Origin of the sequence: Candidatus Thiodiazotropha endoloripes (assembly GCF_001708965.1) — a bacterium.
Classification (GTDB): Bacteria; Pseudomonadota; Gammaproteobacteria; order Chromatiales; family Chromatiaceae; genus Thiodiazotropha; species Thiodiazotropha endoloripes.
The window spans coordinates 386,938-409,018 of the sequence record NZ_LVJW01000003.1; the positions used below are offsets into that span (position 1 = coordinate 386,938).

General features: G+C 52.3%; 20 protein-coding genes. 13 read left to right on the forward strand and 7 right to left on the reverse strand.

Annotation, left to right across the window (positions count from 1 at the left end; translation table 11 throughout):
* Nucleotides 1-19: 19 nt before the first annotated feature.
* Together A3193_RS01755 and A3193_RS01760 are read right to left on the reverse strand one after the other, a co-directional pair.
* On the reverse strand, nucleotides 20-505 hold the full coding sequence (locus tag A3193_RS01755) for a peroxiredoxin (RefSeq protein ID WP_069004473.1): 486 nt from the start codon (nucleotides 503-505) through the stop codon (nucleotides 20-22).
* Nucleotides 506-561: 56 nt separating this feature from the next.
* A complete protein-coding gene (locus A3193_RS01760; protein ID WP_069004474.1) occupies nucleotides 562-1,101 on the reverse strand; it encodes a glycine cleavage system transcriptional repressor in 540 nt (179 codons plus the stop codon).
* Nucleotides 1,102-1,374: 273 nt separating this feature from the next.
* On the opposite strand from A3193_RS01760, the gene dapA reads away from it, so the two are divergent.
* From dapA to A3193_RS01790, 6 genes are all read left to right on the forward strand, one after another.
* Complete coding sequence (gene dapA / locus A3193_RS01765; RefSeq protein ID WP_069004475.1) at nucleotides 1,375-2,250, forward strand: 4-hydroxy-tetrahydrodipicolinate synthase; 876 nt, start codon at nucleotides 1,375-1,377, stop codon at nucleotides 2,248-2,250.
* Nucleotides 2,251-2,368: 118 nt separating this feature from the next.
* A complete protein-coding gene (gene bamC / locus A3193_RS01770) occupies nucleotides 2,369-3,511 on the forward strand; it encodes an outer membrane protein assembly factor BamC (protein ID WP_083218250.1) in 1,143 nt (380 codons plus the stop codon).
* Nucleotides 3,512-3,516: 5 nt separating this feature from the next.
* Complete coding sequence (locus A3193_RS01775; protein WP_069013881.1) at nucleotides 3,517-4,284, forward strand: MBL fold metallo-hydrolase; 768 nt, start codon at nucleotides 3,517-3,519, stop codon at nucleotides 4,282-4,284.
* Between the two features lie 236 nt (nucleotides 4,285-4,520).
* A complete protein-coding gene (locus A3193_RS01780) occupies nucleotides 4,521-5,789 on the forward strand; it encodes an NAD(P)/FAD-dependent oxidoreductase (protein WP_069013882.1) in 1,269 nt (422 codons plus the stop codon).
* A 78-nt stretch (nucleotides 5,790-5,867) separates the two neighbouring features.
* A complete protein-coding gene (ispG, locus tag A3193_RS01785) occupies nucleotides 5,868-7,079 on the forward strand; it encodes a flavodoxin-dependent (E)-4-hydroxy-3-methylbut-2-enyl-diphosphate synthase (RefSeq protein ID WP_069004478.1) in 1,212 nt (403 codons plus the stop codon).
* Nucleotides 7,080-7,160: 81 nt separating this feature from the next.
* On the forward strand, nucleotides 7,161-7,694 hold the full coding sequence (locus tag A3193_RS01790; protein ID WP_305781995.1) for a GlcG/HbpS family heme-binding protein: 534 nt from the start codon (nucleotides 7,161-7,163) through the stop codon (nucleotides 7,692-7,694).
* A gap of 24 nt (nucleotides 7,695-7,718) precedes the next feature.
* Here A3193_RS01790 and A3193_RS01795 read toward each other — a convergent pair whose 3' ends face one another.
* The 3 genes from A3193_RS01795 to A3193_RS01805 form a co-directional block, all read right to left on the reverse strand.
* Nucleotides 7,719-8,096, reverse strand: a complete 378-nt coding sequence (locus A3193_RS01795; RefSeq protein ID WP_069004846.1) for a NifB/NifX family molybdenum-iron cluster-binding protein — start codon at nucleotides 8,094-8,096, stop codon at nucleotides 7,719-7,721.
* Nucleotides 8,097-8,129: 33 nt separating this feature from the next.
* On the reverse strand, nucleotides 8,130-8,564 hold the full coding sequence (locus A3193_RS01800; protein WP_069004480.1) for a DUF6858 family protein: 435 nt from the start codon (nucleotides 8,562-8,564) through the stop codon (nucleotides 8,130-8,132).
* A 93-nt stretch (nucleotides 8,565-8,657) separates the two neighbouring features.
* Nucleotides 8,658-9,365, reverse strand: a complete 708-nt coding sequence (locus tag A3193_RS01805; protein WP_069004481.1) for a Crp/Fnr family transcriptional regulator — start codon at nucleotides 9,363-9,365, stop codon at nucleotides 8,658-8,660.
* 547 nt (nucleotides 9,366-9,912) lie between these two features.
* On the opposite strand from A3193_RS01805, the gene A3193_RS01810 reads away from it, so the two are divergent.
* Nucleotides 9,913-10,908 (forward strand): response regulator, encoded by a 996-nt coding sequence (locus A3193_RS01810; protein ID WP_162272406.1) that lies wholly within the window; start codon nucleotides 9,913-9,915, stop codon nucleotides 10,906-10,908.
* Between the two features lie 140 nt (nucleotides 10,909-11,048).
* Here the strand turns inward: A3193_RS01810 and A3193_RS01815 are convergent, their stop codons facing one another.
* Complete coding sequence (locus A3193_RS01815) at nucleotides 11,049-12,398, reverse strand: TrpB-like pyridoxal phosphate-dependent enzyme (protein WP_069004483.1); 1,350 nt, start codon at nucleotides 12,396-12,398, stop codon at nucleotides 11,049-11,051.
* A gap of 302 nt (nucleotides 12,399-12,700) precedes the next feature.
* Between A3193_RS01815 and A3193_RS01820 the strand changes: the two genes are divergently transcribed.
* The 6 genes from A3193_RS01820 to A3193_RS01845 all read left to right on the forward strand — a co-directional run bounded on the left by A3193_RS01820 (nucleotide 12,701) and on the right by A3193_RS01845 (nucleotide 19,854).
* Complete coding sequence (locus A3193_RS01820; protein WP_069004484.1) at nucleotides 12,701-14,599, forward strand: ATP-binding cassette domain-containing protein; 1,899 nt, start codon at nucleotides 12,701-12,703, stop codon at nucleotides 14,597-14,599.
* A gap of 46 nt (nucleotides 14,600-14,645) precedes the next feature.
* Nucleotides 14,646-15,050: a hypothetical protein gene (locus tag A3193_RS01825; RefSeq protein ID WP_069004485.1), complete on the forward strand. Its 405-nt coding sequence runs from the start codon at nucleotides 14,646-14,648 to the stop codon at nucleotides 15,048-15,050.
* A 291-nt stretch (nucleotides 15,051-15,341) separates the two neighbouring features.
* Nucleotides 15,342-16,334 (forward strand): lysylphosphatidylglycerol synthase transmembrane domain-containing protein, encoded by a 993-nt coding sequence (locus A3193_RS01830; RefSeq protein ID WP_069004486.1) that lies wholly within the window; start codon nucleotides 15,342-15,344, stop codon nucleotides 16,332-16,334.
* A 33-nt stretch (nucleotides 16,335-16,367) separates the two neighbouring features.
* A complete protein-coding gene (locus tag A3193_RS01835; protein ID WP_069004847.1) occupies nucleotides 16,368-17,786 on the forward strand; it encodes a UbiA family prenyltransferase in 1,419 nt (472 codons plus the stop codon).
* 11 nt (nucleotides 17,787-17,797) lie between these two features.
* Nucleotides 17,798-19,120: an FAD-binding oxidoreductase gene (locus A3193_RS01840; protein ID WP_069013884.1), complete on the forward strand. Its 1,323-nt coding sequence runs from the start codon at nucleotides 17,798-17,800 to the stop codon at nucleotides 19,118-19,120.
* On the forward strand, nucleotides 19,117-19,854 hold the full coding sequence (locus A3193_RS01845; RefSeq protein WP_069004488.1) for an SDR family oxidoreductase: 738 nt from the start codon (nucleotides 19,117-19,119) through the stop codon (nucleotides 19,852-19,854). Before A3193_RS01840 ends, A3193_RS01845 begins: the two co-directional genes overlap by 4 nt.
* A gap of 90 nt (nucleotides 19,855-19,944) precedes the next feature.
* Here the strand turns inward: A3193_RS01845 and A3193_RS01850 are convergent, their stop codons facing one another.
* On the reverse strand, nucleotides 19,945-21,405 hold the full coding sequence (locus A3193_RS01850; protein ID WP_069004489.1) for a hypothetical protein: 1,461 nt from the start codon (nucleotides 21,403-21,405) through the stop codon (nucleotides 19,945-19,947).
* Nucleotides 21,406-22,081 lie beyond the last annotated feature (676 nt).

The window sequence follows — 22,081 nt, forward strand, 5'->3', positions numbered from 1 at the left end:
GATTGAAATTTTATCTGGTTCAGGAGAGTTTTCCGGATCGCATGGCCTTAAGCGTTTCCAGGACCTCTTCAGCGTGGCCTTTGACTTTCACTTTGCGCCACTCATGGCGTAGTTTTCCATCTTCGTCGATCAGGAATGTACTGCGTTCGATGCCGCGTACTTTTTTGCCGTACATCGATTTCATCTTGATGACATCGAAGCTGTTGCACAGGGTCTCTTCCTTGTCCGAGAGCAGATCGAAAGGGAAGCCCTGTTTGGATTTGAAGTTCTCCTGGGCCTTTACCCCGTCACGGGAGACGCCAAGAATGACCGCTGACTGACGGCGGAACTTAGCGATTGCGGCGGTAAAGTCCAGACCCTCCTGGGTACAGCCGGGTGTGCTGGCCTTGGGGTAGAAATAGAGCACAATGGGTTTGCCGCGAAAATCGCTGAATTTTATCTCTTTATCACCCGTAGCCGGCAGTGGGATGTCGGGCACGGTTTTACCAATGGCGATCGAGCTCATGTGTGGGGACTCCTCCTTAGGACCTCAGATATCACGTATTAGTATGAGACAGTACACTAGCCTTTTATGGGTTCGATGACGGCGTCCAGGTTGAGGGCATCACAGTAATCCATGAACTCCTCTCTGAGTACGGCGATCTGTCTGTCCGAGGGTATGCCCACGCTCAGATGTACCGAAAACATCGGCGTGCCGGTGTGGGCGGCTGAATAGCTGCTGGTGGTCATATCTTCGATATTGATCTGGCGCTCGGAAAAAAATTCCGCCAGCTTGTTGACGATACCCGGATGGTCCATGGAGACCACCTCCACCAGATAGGGCAGCTGGTTGCTCGATTGAACCCGGCCTTCGGTACGTTTGCAGATGATGGTCAGACCAAGATCCTGCTGCAGCTCCGGTACGGCGGATTCCAGCTTGGCCAGGGTGTTCCATGGGCCCTCGATCAACAGCAGTATGGCAAACTCACCGCCGAGAACGGTCATCCTGCTGTCTGTTATGTTACAACCCTCATCGAGGATTTTTTTGGAAAGATTTTTGACGATGCCAGGCTGATCTTTGCCAAGTGCGGAGATAACCAAAAAGTTTTTCGGTGTGGTCATTGATATCTCTAAACCCCAGTTATTGTTCACGGTTGTGTCGAGTGTAACACCAGGAATGAGCCGCAAGCGATATTTCATGAGCATCTCATGGTTTAATTCCGAATCAGTGGGTTAAACAGGCTCTCAGAGTTTTGTTTCCACCGGGAAAACGGAACCTTACGCTCTACACGCCTTCGTAGCTCATCGCTTCGGCTTAAAAATATACACTACTTGTCAGAGTCACGAGCCACAGGCTAACATTGCGGATTGATATAAAGTTAGGGGTGTGGACTGATGTTTCACGGCAGTATGGTAGCAATGATCACTCCGATGAGTGAAGAAGGCGTCCTGGATGACAACGCCTTGCGGGGCTTGGTGGATTTTCACGTCGAGCAGGGCAGTGACGCCATTGTCGCCGTTGGTACCACCGGTGAATCGGCTACTCTGGACGAAGAGGAGCATTGTGCGGTGATTCGTCGGGTGGTTGAGTATGTGGCTGGGCGGATTCCGGTGATTGCCGGTACCGGCGCCAATTCAACCCGGGAGGCGATTGATCTGACCCGTTGCGCCAAGCAGGCGGGCGCCGATGCCTGCCTGTTGGTTACCCCTTATTACAACAAACCCACCCAGGAAGGGTTATACCAGCACTACAAGGCGGTGGCAGAGGCGGTGGAGATACCGCAGATCCTCTACAATGTGCCTGGCCGTACAGCCTGTGACATGCTGCCTGAGACTGTCGGTCGACTCTCATCCGTGGCCAATATCATCGGTGTCAAAGAGGCGACAGGTGATCTGGATCGGCTGCATCAGATCCGGGATCTGTGTGGTTCCGAGTTTGAGCTCTATAGCGGTGATGACGCCACCGGTTGCGAATTTCTGTTGCAAGGTGGACACGGGGTCATCTCTGTGACGGCGAATGTCGCGCCGAAATTGATGCATGAGATGGTGGCGGCGGCTCTGGCTGGAAACCGGGCTGAGGCCGAATCTCTCGATCAGCAGCTGGCTGGCCTGCACAGCGCGTTGTTTGTGGAATCGAGCCCGATACCCGTCAAGTGGGCGATGTCCGAACTTGGATTGGCGGACAAAGGTATCAGGCTGCCGTTGACCTGGATGACTGCCTCCTCCGAGCCTCAGGTTCGTGAGGCGATGCGTCAGGCCGGGGTTTTGTGATCGCAGCCGATGTGGCTTGTAGGCGCCACAAAATCTCCGTCTCAGGCAAGGCTTGGTAAACTAGATGTTCAAATCCTTGTCATAGGCAACAGAGTACAATCTGATAAAACTTCATAATATGCGTTTAAACCCAACTTCTCTGTCTCTTATCCTGTTGTTTCTGTTTATCTCCGGCTGTGGTTCCGATGGGGGGTATTTCTCCGATTCTGAACGTGAATACCGCAGCCAGAAAGAGACTGTGGACGATCTGGAGATCCCGCCGGATCTTTCAAGCAATGCGATTCAGGATGCGATGACCATTCCTGGCGCGGGCAGTGCATCCTACGAGGATTACGCCAACCAGAGGGAAAAACGCAGCTTCGGCACCATCGTGGCCGAAGAGGTGCTGCCGTCATTTGAAGACATCCAGGTTGAGCGGGATGGTGACAAACGCTGGCTGGTGATAGCGGCAACACCCACAAAGGTATGGCCAAAAGTGATCGAGTTCTGGCGTAAAAACGGCTTGCTGCTGGTGGAACAGAATCCGGCAGTGGGCGTGATGAGGACCGACTGGCTGGAGAGTCGGGCTGATATCAAACAGGGATACATCACTGAATTCTTCCGTCAGGCGCTGGATAGTGTCTATACCTCAGGGACGAGAGACCAGTTTCGTGTGCGTCTTGACCACGGTCTGGAGCCGGGCACCACGGAGCTCTATCTGACCCATCGTGGCATGGAGGAGAAACTGAAAGAGGATATCAGTGGTGATGCTGATACCACATACTGGGCTCCCAGGCCGAACGATCCGGATATCGAGGCCTCGATGCTGCGCAGTCTGATGGTCCATCTGGGCGTCGCCAACGAAAAAGCGCAACAGGCCATTTCCGCGCCGGATGCCAGACAGGATCGGGCCCGCCTGGTAGAGGGTGGCGATCAGCCAGAGTTATGGATTGATGAGGCCTTTGCACGGGCCTGGCGTTTGACAGGCGTTGCACTGGATCGGGTAGGCTTTGCCGTGGAAGACCGGGACCGCTCCAGTGGTACCTATTTCGTTCGCTACAGCAACTTGTTCAATGAAGAGAAGGAAGAGAAGGGCTTCTTCTCCATGTTGGCTTTCTGGGATGACGAAGAGAGCAAGATCGATACCGAGGTTCAATACCAGGTGAAACTGCTTGCGGAAGGGGAGACTACCCGTGTGGTGGTGAGAAACGAACAGGGTGAAGCAGCCGATCAGGTGGCTGTTGAAACCATTTTAGGCCTGATTCACGAACAGATACGCTGAACCCTATGCCATTGCGATTCGCTTACCTTGGCAGTGGCAGCCGTGGTAATGCACTACTTATTGAATCAGCCAATGCAAGAATACTTCTCGATTGCGGTTTTGCGGCTCGGGAGATTGAGCATCGGTTGAAACAACTGGATGTGGATCCGGCCAGCCTGACCGGGATCCTGATTACCCATGAACATGCGGACCATATTCGAGGTGTGGGGGCGATGGCGCGGCGCTACGCGCTGCCGGTATGGATGACTCCGGGCACCTATCACAGCGCCAGCTACGGAGAGCTGCCTCGACTCGATTTGATCGACTGCCACACCGGCCCCTGGATGATCGAGGATATTGCCATCCATCCCTACCCGGTGCCCCATGATTCAAGAGAACCCTGTCAGTTTGTCCTGACGACCGGCAAACATAGCCTCGGGGTACTCACCGATGTGGGCCATATTACCCCCCATATCATTGAACGGCTGCAAGGGTGCGACAGTCTGGTGCTGGAGTTCAATCATGACCTTCAGATGCTGGCGGAAGGCCCCTATCCACCGTCGTTACAGGCCAGGGTAGGCGGCAGTCATGGCCATTTGAGCAATCAGCAGGCACTGCAGTTGCTGAAGCGGGTGCCGGTGGAGCGTTACAGCCATCTGGTGGCCTCCCATATCAGCGAGAAGAACAACGACCCTGAGCTGGTCAAATCGATGGTCTCCCTTCATCTGCCCGAGTTGGAAGCCCGGTTCAGTCTGGCTGAGCAGCATTGTGTCAGTGACTGGTTAAGCGTCTAGCGAGCCTGTGTGCGGTAACTTCCCCGGGTTGACTGGATTTGTCTGTTCAGGTCCATGGCCAGCCCGCATCAGATGAGACTATCCACATAGATTAGAGCATATTGAATTACTTCATTAGCTTTGAATTTCAGTAGCTTGGATATAGACTGGTAAGCTTGATTATGAACGGTGTTGTAGCCTCTCCTGGCAACATCGCGAAACAGATAGAAGAATCAGGAGGGTGGAGGTTTTACGATATGGCGCATATCGTGGTTATAGGTGCCGGGACTGGCGGGATGCCATGTGCTTACGAACTTCGCATGGAGCTTGGTCGTGAACATGAAGTCACGATGATCAATGAACGGGAGTATTTCCAGTTCGTACCATCCAATCCATGGCTCGCGGTCGGCTGGCGGGATCGCTCCCATATCACCTTTGATATCCGCCCTCATCTCGAGCGTAAAGGCATCAACTTCATTGCCCAGCGGGTAGATAAGATCGATCCGGATACCAATCGCATCACCCTGGATAACGGGGATAGCGTGGATTTCGATTATCTGGTGATCGCCACCGGACCCAGACTGGCTTTTGAAGAGGTGGAAGGCTCCGGTCCGGATGGTTTTACCGAATCGATCTGTACCGTCGACCATGCTGAAAAGGCCTATCAGGCCTATCTCGATCTGCTCGACGAGCCTGGGCATGTGGTTATTGGCGCTATGCCTTTTGCCAGCTGTTTCGGACCGGCCTATGAGTTTGCCTTTATCATGGATTCTGACCTGCGTAAGCGCAGAGTCCGTGACAAGGTACCGATCACCTTTGTTACCTCCGAACCCTACATTGGCCATCTGGGGCTTGGTGGCGTAGGCGATTCGAAAGGTTTTCTGGAGAGTGATTTCCGCAGTCACCATATCAATTGGATCACCAATGCAAAAGTGACCAAGGTTGAATATGGCAAGATGTATGTGGAGCAGTTCGATGATTCCGGTCACAAGATAAAGGATCATGAACTTGAGTTTAAATACTCAATGATGCTGCCGGCATTCAAGGGGGTGGATGCGGTAGCCGAAGTGGAAGGCTTGTGTAATCCACGAGGTTTCGTGTTTGTCGATGATCATCAGCGCAATCCCAAATACCCCAATATCTATGCAGCAGGGGTCTGTATCGCCATCCCGCCGGTGGAAGCGACCGCGGTACCGACCGGTGCACCGAAAACCGGCTATATGATCGAATCCATGGTGACTGCGATTGTGCACAATATTGCGGATGATCTGGCGGGTAAGGAGGGCACAACCCTGGCAACCTGGAATGCGATCTGTCTGGCGGATATGGGGGACACGGGTGCGGCGTTCGTAGCGCTGCCCCAGATACCACCACGCAATGTGGCCTGGTTCAAGAAGGGCAAATGGGTCCATATGGCCAAGATCGCCTTTGAAAAATACTTCATTCGTAAGATGAAAAAGGGAACTTCGGAACCGATCTACGAAAAGTACATTCTCAAGATGTTAGGTATCGGTAAACTGAAGTAGCATTTCGCCAATTGATCCAGCGGCAATGAGCGCCGTTGGTTTGCAGTTAACAGGTCTTACAGGTCTACAGGCCCAACCATGGCAATCAAAAGACATCAAACCCGAAGTGTAGAGGTAGGTGGTGTGGTGATCGGCAGCAGCGCCCCGGTGGTGGTGCAGTCGATGACCAACACGGACACGGCGGATGTGGAATCCACCAGTGAGCAAGTGGCGGCGCTGGCCCGTGCCGGTTCAGAGCTGGTCAGGATCACTGTCAACAATGAGGTGGCGGCAAAGGCGGTATCCCGAATCCGCGAGCGGCTGGATCAGCAGGGGCTGGATGTGCCGCTGGTGGGGGATTTTCACTTCAATGGGCATCGTCTGCTCAGCGACCATCCCGATTGCGCCCAGGCCTTGGCCAAATATCGAATCAATCCGGGTAACGTAGGCAGTGGAGAGAAGCGTGATTCCCAGTATGCACGCATGATTGAGCTCGCCTGTGAGTATCAGAAGCCGGTTAGAATCGGCGTCAACTGGGGCAGCCTGGATAAGGGGCTGGTAGCCCGCATGATGGATCAGAACGCCCATGCGGAGAATCCGCTGGATGCGGATCAGATGACCCGGGAGATCATGGTTACCTCGGCCCTGGAGAGTGCCCAGCGGGCGATCGAACTGGGACTCTCTGCGTCACAGATTGTGCTCTCCTGCAAAATGAGCGGGGTTCAGGATCTGATCGCGGTCTATCGGGAACTGGCCAACCGTTGTGACTATGCGCTGCATCTCGGACTGACCGAGGCGGGCATGGGCTCTAAGGGTATCGTCGCCTCCAGTGCCGCCCTGGCGGTACTGCTGCAGGAGGGGATCGGTGACACCATTCGCATCTCTCTGACGCCGGAGCCCGGTGGGGCCAGGACCCAGGAAGTGATCGTCGCACAGGAGTTGCTGCAATCGATGGGTATTCGCGCCTTCACCCCGATGGTGGTTGCCTGTCCCGGCTGCGGTCGAACCACCAGTACCTTTTTTCAGCAGTTGGCACAACAGGTCCAGGCCCACCTGCGTGAACGGATGCCGGGCTGGCAGGAGAGACATCCGGGGGTCGCTGAGATGTCGGTCGCGGTGATGGGATGTGTTGTCAACGGACCGGGGGAGAGCAAGCAGGCCAATATCGGCATCAGTCTGCCGGGCACCGGGGAGTCACCCTCCGCACCGGTGTATGTGGATGGAGAAAAAACGGTCACCCTGAAAGGGGAACAGATCGCCGAACAGTTCATCCAACTGGTGGATGAATATGTAGAGAATCATTATCGTTAACGGGCATTGCCAATGCGAGGTGCGTAAGCCCGTACGACGCTATAATCGTCAATTAGTATGAAGCACCACACAAGAGTTGGAATGAGAATAAAACCACCCATTGAGGAGGAGATGATGAAGAGATCCCTGACAACCCTGGCGCTGCTGACCAGCCTATGCGTAATCCCCGGCGTGCAGGCCGAAGATGAAGTTGCGCCAACGGTGACCCTGAAGCGTCTTTCCATGGAGACTGCCAATCAGATCGCCTTGAGCACCATCGAGGCCTGTAGAAAACAGGGTATCCAGATCGGAGTCACTGTGGTCGATCGGGACGGTACTGTGCAGGTCACCATGCGCGATACCATCGCGGCGCAAATCACCGTGCCGATCAGTCGTCAGAAAGCCTTTACAGCCGTCAATTTCAATGCCGCCACCTCGGCTTTGAAGAGCCGGGCAGACACGCCGATCGGGCGTCTGGACGGGCTGGTGATGTCCGCCGGAGGGTTGCCGATTCAGGCTGGTGGCCAACTGCTCGGAGGAGTCGGGGTGAGTGGTGCCCCATCCGGTGAGACCGACGAGGCTTGCGCTCAGGCAGGAATCGATCAGGTGATCGATGACCTGGAGATGGAGATGTAAAACGTCGTTAGGGCCTAATAGACCCTAACCAAATTTCGGCATGATCGGAGCACTCTTCTGGTGGTGGGCATCGGCTTCCACCGCCGGTAGAGGCTCGCCCTCCAGAAAGGCGTCGGCGGCACGATAGGGATCTGTCTCGCTGGTACAGATTACCTCCACCCGCTCCTGTTGCAGACGTCTGATAAATCCCTGTCCCGCGCTGGCAGTCAACAGGACATCGGAGTCAAAAAGCGGGTGTTGCAAGCCCTTGAATTCATGCATGGACATCTCTTTCGGCAGGTCCAGCCTGTCGAGTTCAACCAGTTCTCCCTGTTCGTTTCTGCCCAGTATCAGAAAACGGCGGCACTTTCCCGCATGGGGTGTGATGGTAAGGAAGTTCTGACTGGTTACGGCAATTTTCATCATCTTTATCGGGTTGGTTTTCAGTTGCGCAATCTATTCCGCTGAGGCGCTCTTGAAGTGGGGGGTGGTGGAATCATTGTCAATCAGCAGCGATTTGGCCCACTTCTCCATCAGGGCATTGGCTACCGGCATAGGTGCCTCAAGAAATGAGACGATGATCTGATCATTCATCTGACAGATGCCGATCGAACGGGGTCTGCAGGCAAGTTGCTCCGGAGTCTGCAGGGTGAAGCCGAAACAGAACACCAGATTGTAGGCCGCCACGATACCCTCTGCCAGCTGCCCTTCCGGGAGCTCTGATGTGTGCTTCCTGTGATCGAAGGTAGCAATGAACTCAGCGGCCTGATGGGCCGAAATTTCTGATTCAAAGTAGTCGACAATCTCTTCAATTGTATCAAATCGACACTCATCAGGATCGATCTGGAGGGAAAATACCGGAACCTCGATTTCCTTGACGACCTGGTGCAAGTGGCATCTCCATGAACCATCGGGATTTGATGGCAGAACAGTTTATTGTCCTGGAAATGTACTGACAGGACCGGTCTAAAGCATTGAAAATGATCAATCCTCAGCGATTCGATGGAGATTTGGGGTATCCAGCAGGAATTGATTCGGTGCCGTTTCGATCAGCAGGCTCTGACGCTTGAATTCCGCAATGGTGCGACTGGCCGTCTCGGTGGTGATTCCCAGCATGGCTCCCATGTCCTCTCTGGCGAACAGACTGCACTGGCTCTCATGGGTGTCTTTCACCAGCCTCAACAGGAGTCGTGCGACCCGCTGTTTCGCCGATCCGGTGGAGAGCTCGGTCAGCCAGGCATCCGCCTCCTTGAGTGCCCGTTGCCAACGGTTGAGCAGCTCCAAGTGGAGTGCCGGGTTTTCTTTACTGAGGTTGTCCACCACCCGTACCGGCAGGGCGCAGACTTCAGTCTCCTGCAGGACAACCGCATCGTGTTGATAGGGTTCACCCAGGATGCACTCCAGGCCGGTAATATCGGTGCTGCGGATCAGGCGGACGATCCGTTGACTGCCGTCCGGCAGGTACTGAACAAGCTTGAGTATGCCGGTGCGAACGGTATACATGCGATCGCCTTTGTCGCCGGAATGATAGAGTGTGGATCCAACCGGAAGGGTATATTGATCAATCGGGTCGTGCAGTTTTTCGAAATCCTCCTCTTTGAGGTCGGCAAACAGAACCGACTCACGCAGAGAGCATTTCAGGCAATCCGCAACCCCATCCCTGGCTTCCTTGAAGGAAACGATCTTAACCATAATTTCTTTACCACATAAAATTAACGGCCATTAGGCAACTGTAAATATGATCAACTCTATGCGTATCATAATACGTAGTTGTCAGCTATCAGGTACCCATTATTCGCCAGATGCTACCAGTAGGACTGGTAACCAGTTTATTGTCAGTACCTAATACAGTCTTCAAGCATAAGGTTTTAGTTCCCCCGGCTGGTCAAGCTTGCAAGCTATGAGCCATTCCGAATTGGGAATTTAATTCCCGGCCCTGTAAACTTGTTTATTTTAGAGCAACATAAAACACAGCTACACAGTCAACCATACCAGAACCGGCTTTCAATGGCAGTGAATTTTTATCTGACTGTGGAACCGGTTTGGGCTGAGGTGTATGGTTAAAGCTGTATAGCTGCAATTTTCCATAGCAAAAGCCGGAGTGAATTCAGGGATAAAAAAACATGCGCTTAACTGGGAAAGTGAGTTTGAAGCATTGCATCCACAGGGTGGTTCAGGCATCCGTACTGGCCGTCACGGAATCCACTGTTGTTTTGGATGACCCATGGAGGCTGTGGTCATGAGTCATCAACAACAGGTTACTGCGACGCAACATATTCTGGTCGTGGATGATCAGCAGTCCAATCTGGACAGTCTGCAACTGATCTTAAAGTTCAATTATCAGGTCTCTCTGGCCTCCACGGGTCAGGCCTGTCTGGATCAGCTGGCGGTTGCAACACCGGACCTTATTCTGCTGGATGTGGATATGCCGATGATGGATGGTCTGACCGTCTGCCGCATCATCAAAGCCAATCCTGCCACATCGGATATCCCAGTGATATTCGTCTCTGCCCTATCAAGGTTGAGTGAACGATTAGCCGGCTATCGGGCCGGTGCGGATGACTATGTCGCCAAACCCTACGATGCGGAAGAGTTAATACTCAAGATCAGGATTGCGTTGAACAATCGACACGATCTGGAAAATGCGAAACAACGTTCTGTTTTGGTTCGGGAAGAGATGGAGGAGTCTCTGGCGCTTTCCACTGAATTGGCAGAGATAGCCGAGTTTATCGGCCGCACACTGGAGTGTGATGATATACGTTCACTGGGCGAACAGATGCTGGTGACACTGGAACGTTTTGGTTTGCGGGTGATCGTACGGATGATTCCCAGTGGCCACTATTTTTCCCATGCAGGCGAGGTCGGAGTGCTGGATCAGGAGATGATGGAGAGTATGTATGAGAAGGGGCGGATCATCGATTTCGGTCATCGTACCCTGATCAATACGGAATCTGTCTCCCTGCTGGTGCGTAATATGCCCATCCATGATGAAGACCGCTATCATCGCTGGAAAGAGAATATCAATCTGATGGTTGAAGTGGTCAACCAGCGTATCTCCGATGTTCAAAGATTGTTAGATAAACAGGGAGAGCGTGAACGCCTGCAGCCTTTGATCATCGGCCTTCATCAACTGATTGAAACAGTCCAGGAGAGTGGCTATGAAGTGGTGAAGGAGGAGGCGGCTGTCACGGTCAGTCGCCTGCTGATGGCCTGGGAATCGAAACAGGCGATTTAACGGCACTGAGGAGTAGTCCTTATTAACCGCCAATCACCGCAAACAGAAGCCGTTTTGCTTAAGCACTTTGCGGTGATTGGCGATTGCTCTCATAGACCAGCTCGATTTGGACTCAAAACTGTCATTTTGGCTGATAGCTCTTATCCGACTTTCGGCAGGTTGGCGAGGGACTCCTGGATCGCCTCATCCGGATAGTCATAATCCTCCAGCTCACCTTTGAAATATCGATCATATGAGCTCATGTCGAAGTGGCCATGACCGGAGAGATTGAACAACAGGGTTTTCGGTTCCCCGGTCTCAGCGCAGCGCTTGGCTTCCCGAATCGTCGCCGCCACCCCGTGACAAGATTCGGGTGCCGGAATAATGCCCTGGGTTTTGGCAAACAACACACCCGCTTCGAAAGTCTCCAGCTGGGGAATCGCCACCGCACTCAACAGGCCCTCATTGTAGAGCTGGCTGACCAGTGCCGATTCGCCATGGTATCGCAAGCCTCCGGCGTGGATACCCGGTGGCATGAAGTCGTGACCAAGGGTGTACATCTTGGTTAAAGGGGTGAGGCCTTCGGTATCACCGAAATCATAGGCATAGATACCCTTTGTCAGCGTCGGGCAGGAGGTTGGTTCCACCGCAACCAGCTCCACCTCTTTGCCGCTCGCCTTATCGGCAAAAAACGGAAATGCCACACCGGCGAAGTTGGAGCCACCACCACAGGGGGCAAAGATCATGTCAGGGTATTCACCGATCATTTCGAACTGCTTTTTCGCCTCTTCACCAATGATAGTCTGATGCAGGATGACATGATTGAGTACGGATCCCAGTGCATAGTTGGTATCGGAACGGCCTGCCGCCTCTTCAACCGCTTCTGAGATGGCTATCCCCAGGGAGCCGTCAGAGTCCGGGTGCTTTTCCAGAATATGCCTTCCCGACTGGGTCATATCGGTCGGGCTGGGGAAGACCTCGGCGCCCCAGGTCTGCATCATGGAGCGACGATAGGGTTTTTGATCGTAGCTGACCTTCACCATATAGACCCTGACATCGAGGCCGAACATCTGCCCCGCCAGAGCAATCGAACAGCCCCACTGTCCGGCACCGGTTTCGGTGGTCAGACGTTTGATGCCCTGTTGTTTGTTGTAATAGGCTTGAGCGACCGCAGTGTTCGGTTTGTGCGAGCCGGCTGGGCTGACCGCTTCGTTTTTGAAATAGATCTTCGCCGGAGTGTTCAGCGCCTGTTCCAATCGTTCGGCACGATAGAGCGGTGATGGCCGCCAAAGCGTGAGTACTTCCCGTACCTCTTCCGGTATTGGTATCCAGCGCTGTGCACTGACTTCCTGTTCGATGATGGCCTCGGGAAATATTGCGCTCAGTGCATCCGGCGTCACCGGATTTCCATCAGGAGCAAGGATTGCTGCCGGCGGATTGGGCATGTCGGCCACAACGTTATACCAATGGGTCGGCATTTCTGCTTCTTTAAGCAGAATCTTGGTTTTCATGGTGTTCTCTCTCCAGATGAATGGCCAACCGGGTAGCCGTCTTAGATAATCTATGCTGACAGATGAGTCGGCCGCGTCTCAGCAGCATTGCTGCAGCAGATAAATGGCGTGCCAATTCATCAATCAATCGCTAAGCTAAAGCACTTACCTGCTTTCACTTAGGCTTTCTGTCACCTTTGAGCATGCTTGATGCACAGAGCGTGACCTATTATGGTGCAGAGCAAAACTCGGCTCAATTACTTTTCTTGATATAGATCATTCGGGCCTGTTAACAGGCCCTAGCATTCACAATAGGATATTCGATGCCTTTAATTACCCTGCGCAATCTCCATCTGAGCTTTGGTGACGCTCCTTTGCTGGATGGTATCGAGCTGAGCATCGAGAAGGGTGAGCGCATTGCGTTGCTGGGGCGAAACGGTATGGGCAAATCGACCCTGATGAAAGTGATCATGGGTACCCAACTGGCAGATGATGGGGAACGGGTGGTCAGTAATGGGGTCAGTGTCGCACGACTGATCCAGGAGGTGCCGCAGGATATCGAAGGCACGGTCTATGATCTGGTGGCGGACGGTATTGGTGATCTGGCGGAAAAGTTGAAGACCTATCATCGTATCAGTCATCGTCTGGGGGAGGGTGATCAGTCGCTGCTCGACAGCCTGGCAAAAGCCCAGCACGATCTTGAAGCGAGCGGCGGTTGGCAACTTGAACAGCGGGTCGAAACCACGATCTCCCGTACCGGCCTGGATGCGGATGCACAGTTCGGTGAACTCTCGGGTGGCATGAAACGGCGGGTTCTGTTGGCCCAGGCGCTGGTGGCCGAGCCCGATCTGCTGTTACTTGACGAACCGACCAACCATCTCGATATCGAGGCCATCAGCTGGATGGAAAACCTGCTGCTGGGATTCTCCGGTGCGGTGTTGTTCGTTACCCATGACCGGGCCTTTCTGCGTCGCCTGGCGAGCCGGATCCTGGAGCTCGACCGGGGTGAATTGACGGACTGGCCCGGCGACTACGATAACTTTCTGCGTCGTAAGGAGGAGATGCTGAATGCCGAGGCGCTGGCCAATGCCCGTTTCGATAAAAAGCTGGCCCAGGAGGAGATCTGGATACGCCAGGGCATCAAGGCAAGGCGCACCCGCAATGAGGGACGAGTCAGACAGCTCAAATCGATGCGGGATCAGCGAAGTAAACGTCGCAGCAGCATGGGGCAGGTGAAGATGCAGCTGCAGAGCGCTGAAAGATCGGGGAAACTGGTGGTTGAAGTCGATGATGTCAGCTACTCCTGGGAAGAAAAGCCGATCATCCGTGGTCTCTCTACCACCATCATGCGCGGTGACCGGGTCGGCATTATCGGTCCTAACGGATCGGGTAAGACGACACTACTGAATCTGTTGCTTGGCCAGCTGCAACCGGCACAGGGGCAGGTGAAACTCGGCACACAGATTCAGGTTGCCTATTTCGATCAGCTACGCAGTCAGCTAAACGAATCCCTGTCGGTTCAGGAGAATGTGGGTGGCGGCAGCGATAAAGTGGAGATCGAGGGCAAAAGCAAGCATATCATCTCCTATCTACAGGATTTTCTGTTCACCCCTGAACGTGCAAGAGCACCGGTGGATGCCCTCTCCGGTGGAGAACGAAATCGCCTGCTGCTGGCCAAACTGTTCACCAAGCCGGCCAATGTTCTGGTGCTTGATGAACCAACCAACGATCTGGATATCGAAACCTTGGAGCTGCTTGAAGAGCTGTTGGTGAGTTATCAGGGTACGCTGCTGCTGGTCAGCCATGACCGGGAATTTCTCGACCACTCTGTGACCAGCTGTCTGATTTTCGAAGGGGATGGCAGAGTTACCGAGTCTGTTGGCGGTTACAGTGATTGGGAGCAAAAACAGAAGCAGACTAAAATCAGTAGAGACAATGCCGCTCAGGAAAAGATCAAGTCTCAACGGCAGAAGCCGAAAAACAGAACAGCAAAGTTGAGTTATAAAGATCAGCGTGAACTGGATCAATTGCCGCAACAGATTGAACAGCTGGAGCAATCTCTCAGCGGCTTGCAGGAGCAGCTCAGTGATCCTGATCTCTATCAGACTGGCAAAGGGGAGCAGGTGGTTGAACTGCAGCAGCAGATGACAGAGGTGGAACATGACCTGGAGCAGGCTTATGCGCGTTGGGAAGAACTCGAAACATTCAAAGAAGGTGGATGAACATCGCCGATTTTTCTCGTCCGCTGTGGTCTTCAGGTCAATTCTGATGCTGTTGTTGTGGTCGATGCTGACGTCTGTCTGGGCAGGTGGCAGCTGTGTGGTTGCCAAACGCCAAGGGGACTCCCTTGCGATTGAGTGGCAGGCATCGTTTTCCGACAGCGCCTTGTCGGCCATGGAGAAGGCAAAAAAACGGCTGCTCGATCAGGGGTATCGAAAAAAAGGTCAGGATGTACACGCTCAAGCCGGTAGTGATCTCCCCCATGCCTATCTGGTTATCGTCAAAACGGGTTACACCACTCTGAGAGGCCAACCCAGAACCAGCTACGGTTGTGGCTTCAGCCCTGTCTCCGCAGGAGAAGCTGAACGGGCGGCGCTCTACGATCTGCGCAACTACTCCTGGGGCTGGAAGCCGGAGTTTGGTTATGAAGTGGTAGAGCGATTCCGCTATTGAGCGGCCCCAACCGCGTCGGAAATGGAATAGACAGAGAGGATTTGCATGAACTGTAAGTGACTTATTTAACAGAAATTTTTTAAGTTACAATCAGTTTGCTGTTGGCTTGAAGCCGCTGTATAGTGCCGGATTAATAAAGGGTTGGGTAGTGATTCGCTGTCAGCATGTTGTTCGGTTGTCGGTTCAGATTCAGGCTGCTCCGGGAGCTGATGTCTAACAAGCCGAAGGGCTAGGCTGCCCACCTGCTCGAATGGATTTCCACCTGAATCGGCCAATAAAAGAACCTACAAAATGTCAACGAACCAAAGCAACGAACTGCAACAACGCTTGATGCGACCGCTGCTTTGGTCGATTCTTGCCGCCATAGCCATCTATGGGGTTTCCGTGGTTGCCAGCGATTTTCAGGCGGTAACCGAATCGCTCGGCAAACTCAGCCTGATGGATTGGTCGATTGTTTTGGGTCTTTCCCTGGTCAACTACTCTCTGAGGTTCATTCGCTGGGAAATCTATCTGAATCGTCTGCAAAGCCGGATTCCAGTGCTGCGCAGTTTTGCCTACTACCTTGGTGGATTCGCCTTCACCACAACCCCGGGTAAGGCGGGCGAGGCAGTTCGCTCTCTCTATCTGAAACGTCATGGCGTTTCCTATACTGCCAGTCTGGCGGCATTTTTCACAGAGCGCTTTACTGACCTTGTCGCCATGGTCCTGCTGGCGCTGGTGGCAGCCATCACTTTCCCTGAGTATCAATGGCTGGTGATTGTCATAACGGTTTTCATTCTTGCCATGCTACCGTTTATCCATGTCAGGTCATTTCATGCACTGATCAGTCGCTATCTGCATAAATTGAACTCCGAGCGGCTGCGCAGCTTCGGGTTGAAAGTTCTCGATCTGCTGGTTTCCGCATCCACACTGCTGCGCTCAGGACCGCTCTATGCGGGGCTCGGTCTGGGACTTGTGGCCTGGGCTGCCGAGGGAGTTGCTTTCTATGTGATTCTGCAGTCCCTTGAAATTGAGACCTCGATCGAAATGGCGGTAGGTATCTACTCTGTCAGTGTGCTTGCCGGCGCCATCTCCTTCATACCGGGGGGATTGGGAGGTACTGAAGCGGTGATGGTGCTGTTACTGACACTCATCGGTGCAGATACCTCGGCTGCGATCGCCGCCACCCTGATCTGCCGACTGGCCACACTTTGGTTTGCTGTGCTGATTGGCGGTATTATCATCGGCTCATTGGAGTTGATCGATAAAGACAAAAACTTTCAGGCACCTGATGTGCAAAATTAGAGACGCTGGGATTGGCCTAGTATGAGTGATTCAATGACTAAACCACTTGTCGTAGATCTGGATGGAACGCTGATTCAGACTGATCTTCTTGCCGAATCAGCGTTCGCCCTGATAAAGCAGAACTTTCTGTTTCTTTTCATGTTTCCGATTTGGCTTATGAAAGGCAAGGCGGTACTGAAAGAGGAGATTGCTTCCAGAGTCGATATTGATGTCACAATTCTGCCTTATCAGCAGGAGTTTCTTGAATTTCTCAAGGGTGAACATGGGAATGGCCGACGACTGGTGCTCGCCACGGCCTCGAATCGGAGATATGCCGATGCAATCGCCTCCCATCTGGGGATTTTTCAGGATGTTCTGTCGAGCAATGCCGAGGTCAATCTGTCGGGTGATCGTAAGCTGCAACATCTGACCGAACTGTTCGGCAACAGCGGTTTCGCCTATGCGGGCAACGGCATGGTCGATATGAAGGTGTGGGCCGGAGCCGAGTCAGCGATTCTGGTGAATCCTGAACGGGGTGTGAAAGATCAGGCGTCGAGTCGGCATAAGGTCGATGGGATCTTTGAAAGCAATAGTGACAACCGACTGAAAAACTACATCAAAGCGCTTCGTCTGCATCAGTGGCTAAAGAATTTTCTGATATTTGTCCCCTTGTTGATGGCGCACAAATTCGGTGACATTAGCCTGCTCAAACAGGCGGTTTTGGGATTTTTCGCCTTTGGTTTTTGTGCCTCCAGCGTCTATCTGCTGAATGACCTGCTCGATCTTGCGGATGACAGGAAGCACCCAACCAAGCGAAACCGGCCGTTTGCAGCAGGCACGGTCTCACTCATTCATGGCATTCTGCTGATTCCCGTACTGCTGATCACTGCCTTCTCAATTGCGCTTTTTCTGCCGCTGGAGTTTTTGATCGTGCTTGGATTATATTATCTGATCACCGTCGCCTATTCCTTTTATCTGAAACGCTTTGCACCGATCGATGTGTTGACGCTGGCGAGCCTCTATACCACCCGTATCATCGCTGGTGCGGCAGCGGTATCGGTAATGCCGTCATTCTGGTTACTGGCATTTTCCATGTTTCTGTTTCTCAGTCTTGCTCTGGTAAAACGCTTTACTGAACTGCTGACCATGCAGCACCAGGCGGAAACCAAAACCCTTGGTCGTGGTTACATGACCACGGATCTTGAGACGCTCTCCCATTTCGGCAGTGCCAGTGCTTATCTGGCGGTACTCGTATTGGCCTTGTATATAAACAGTGAACACGTAACTGGGCTTTACACCCATCCGGAAGTGATCTGGCTGCTCTGCCCGCTACTGCTCTATCTGGTTACCCGGATCTGGTTGTTGGCTCGTCGTGGGAAAGTGGATGAGGATCCCGTTGTGTTTGTCATCCGGGACAGGCACAGCCAATGGGTAGTCGGTATTGGTGCAATTTTACTCTGGCTGGCGATCTAACAGGTCCTAATATGACAAACAGAAGTTATCAATCCTGGGCAGGTTATCCTGTCGTCAATCATGAAGCCCGAAAGATGAATTGGCAGACCGATTCACTACCGCTGGAAGGGAGCGACGGCAAGAGCTTTTTACCTTACGGTAACGGTAGGAGTTACGGTGACGTTTGCCTGAATGACGGCGGCATTGTGATCGATTGTCGTGGCTTGAATCACTTTATCGAATTCGATGCAGAACATGGTGTACTGCGTTGCGAAGCGGGAGTCACCCTTCAGGAGATCCTCCACTTTACGGTGCCAAAAGGATGGTTTTTATCGGTAACCCCCGGCACCCAGTTTGTCACGGTGGGTGGCGCAATCGCTAATGATGTACACGGTAAGAATCATCATAAGGCCGGTACCTTCGGTCAGCATGTCAACCGCTTCGAGTTACTGCGATCAGATGGTTCCAGGCGTATCTGTTCTGCTGATGAAAACACCGAGTGGTATCAGGCGACCATTGGTGGATTGGGTTTGACCGGTGTCATAACCTGGGCTGAGATCCGGCTGCGACCGGTTAAAAGTGCGTTGATCGATCAGGAGGTGATTCGCTACTCGAATCTTGCAGAGTTCTTCGAGATCGCAAAAGCATCCGACCAGGATTATGAACATACCGTCGCCTGGATAGACTGCCTGGCACAAGGGGATCAACTGGGTCGGGGTCTGTTTATCCGGGGTAACTACTCTGACACTGTGCAGAACAGTAGTATCAGGCAACCGAAGTTCAATCTCACCGTACCTGTTGAGCCGCCATTCACACTGATCAACTCAATGACCTTGAAAATGTTCAATACGGTCTATTACAACAAGCAGAGAAAGGTGCAGACCAAAGGCCAGGTTCACTACAAACCCTTTTTCTATCCGCTGGATGCAATCTATCAATGGAACAGAATCTATGGATCGAAAGGTTTTTTTCAATACCAGTGCGCCTTGCCGGTTGAACATATGGAGGATGCCATGCGTGAGATCCTGGAGAGAATCAGTAGCACCGGCCTCGGTTCGTTTCTTACCGTATTGAAACTGTTTGGCGACAAGCCATCCCCGGGTTTACTCTCATTTCCCATACCCGGCGCAACCCTGGCACTCGATTTTCCGAACTATGGACAGAAGACACTGGATCTGCTGAATCAGCTTGATGAAGTGACCCGTTCAGTTGGTGGTCGGGTCAACCCATCCAAGGATGCGCGCATGTCGAGTGCGGATTTTCAGCTTCATTTTACCAACTGGCGGAAGATGGAGGATTATATCGATCCCCGGATTTCATCGAGTTTTTGGCGAAGGGTAACGGCAGAATCATGAGAAAAACATTGATCATTGGAGCGACCTCCGCGATCGCTCAGGACCTGGCAAAGTTGTTTGCTGAAGCGGGTGATGCGATCTGTCTTGTCGCACGCAGTGAGAACAAGCTGAAGATTCTGGCTGATGACTTACAGCTCAGGGGAGCCTCGTCGGTCGCCATGCAAAGCATGGATGTGCTTGAGTATGAGCGACATCAGTCGGTCCTCGACACGGCTGTGGAGGCACTGGATGGGCTGGACCTTGTGGTGATTGCCCATGGCACACTCCCGGATCAAGCAGCCTGTCAGCGCTCCCCCGGTCTGACGAAACAAGAGTTCGAGGTCAATGCCCTGACGACAATCTCACTGTTGACTAACCTGGCAAACTACTTTGAAGAGAAGCAGCGTGGATCCATCGTGGTGATCTCTTCGGTTGCCGGGGATCGCGGGCGACAAAGCAACTATGTGTATGGTGCTGCTAAGGGTGCGGTGACAATTTTTCTACAGGGATTACGTAACAGGCTCTCTAAATCGGGGGTCAATGTTGTGACAGTCAAACCTGGCTTTGTGGATACGCCGATGACGGCGGACTTTCCCAAAGGAGCGCTATGGGCGTCATCGGAAAGGGTTGCGCAGGATATCAATAAGGCGATCGATGGTCAGAAGAGTGTTGCCTATGTACCCTGGTTCTGGCGCTATATCATGCTGATCATTAAATCCATACCGGAAATGGTGTTCAAGAAATTATCGCTTTAACAGACCCTGGAGTCTCTTGTCTCCATGATGTCGATTCTGAATCACTCAGGGGGTCCAGCTGTGGCTGCTGATTCTGATCGTCTTGGCTTTTTATAGCGGCAGGTGGTGAAGCCAGATCTCATCCATACCGGTATGTGGTATATGCCAGGAAAGGGCATACAGAATCAGCAGGGATATGATGCCTAAATAGAGTATCAGACTGCTGATATTGCCTTTTGATATCACACCATCAATATAACCACCGGCTCTCGCAATAAGACCTCTGGGATTCTCATCAGTGGCTGGATTGATCAACAGTAAGACCAGTAGGGACACCAGGTGAATGTGGAGGAATCGACCCCAGTCGATGGCAACGATGAACAGCGGGATGGTGCCTAGAATACTGCTCATGATGAACAGGGAAGCGAGCCAGTTGTGCTTGATAAACTGGAATCTGTTGAAGATCGGAACAAAGGCCAGTAAAGCGAGTAGTAGACAGGTCCCATACTTATAAAAATATCCCTGGTTTTGTATGCCGTCACGTACTGCGTTCAGACCATACTCCGTTGAGCGTGCCAGCGCGGATATGGCGCCTTCGGTCTTGCAATGATGTACGGCGTGTGGATTGAGTGAGTCGCAAATGATCTCGACATGCTGGTTGTTGCCAGCGTGGGTAATGGCGGCATAGAAAGCCGCAATCGAGATCACCAGCAAAACCCCAATCAGCAGATCGGGTTTTAGCGATCGATCCGTCTTGGCAATATAGACCGACAGAAAGTAGGGCAGGAAAACGGCCAGCATCTCATGACTCAGTATCAAAACCGGATAGACAAGCATGATCAGAACGGTGGTGCTTCTGATGGCGCTTTGACTGACCGTTATCGATATCCAGGTAAAGAGTGGGAACAGTGCCAGGTAGAGTATCTCTTTCCTGAATCCCCCTTGCAGATCGTGCAGATGAAAGGCAAAGATAAATGGTGAGACGATGAGCAGTATAAAAGGCAACAGGCTCTCTTGTCTTCGCAGCAACAGCCCCAGAAACAGGAAAAAGGAGAAGTAACAGACGATTTGTGTCAGCAGTACATAGATAGCCGGCTCCGTTGCTGTGGTTTTCCAGAGCCATAGATAGGCTTCGCCAAGCAGACCCCTTCTTACAAATCCTGCCTGATAATTGATCAGCCAGTCGCCAATCCGCCAGTTGTTGTTGTCGATATATCCCTGCATGCCCAGATAGAAAGTGATCAGGCAGAGTAGAGAGATATAGATAAAAAGGTAGAGATCGGTTAAACGGAAGGGCTTGATCCGGTTTTCCACCTTGAATATCCAGTTCAGAATCGGTGATCCCAGTGTCAACAGAATCGCCAGGGTCAACGCCAACCTGATGAACGTATCGTAAAGTGCGTAATACTCCTCGAATGTGATGTGTGACTGTCCTTGGATCAGCCGATTGAAAACAAACGCGTTACCGTCATAGATCGCTTTTATTATTTCATGACCAAACAGCCACGCCAGGATCAGGCCGGACCACATGACCAGCAGCAACAAATAGTGATTTCTACTCAAATTAAACATCAAACTGCTCTACCCCAAACACTAGGCCCTGACAGATCCTGTTGTGATGTTACATATAAACCGACTTCCGGTTATTAATCCACTGTTACCTGTATTCAATCTATTCGCTCAAAAAAACGTCTTACGTGAATCGCTGAAAAATCGGCCATCTGTACAAATACCGGGGTCCATGCGGTGATAATCCAGAGACCCGATATCTACCGGGATGATAGAAAGTTCTGAATCAGAGGTCTCTGAAGTGAATATCGTTAGATGGCATTGGCTTAATGTCTGATAACGATCCGGATTGTACTCTGTTAGCCGGTAAACAGAGAACTGATTCAGTAATTTCTTCTGAAATCTGTGTTGATGGCCTCTATTATGCCTCAAGTCATTTTCTGCAAATTGTACTGTTGATCTGTGACTATTCTCAGCGGACTCTCTGTGACCATGAAACCTGAGTCAATGGTCCGCTATTCGTCGGTGGACATTATATGCATCGACGGGTGACTCAGATGTTAAAAATTCACACTAAAAAGTCGTAGTGATTTCGCCCGATTGGCTCTCTGTAACCACGCCCCCCATTAAATGAAATAGGGCCTCCCCAAAGGATTGTGATGAATATCGTCTGGCATGCTAAATAATAAAAAGCTAATATAAGAAAATACTTACTTTTTCTACCTTGAGCAGGCCATTC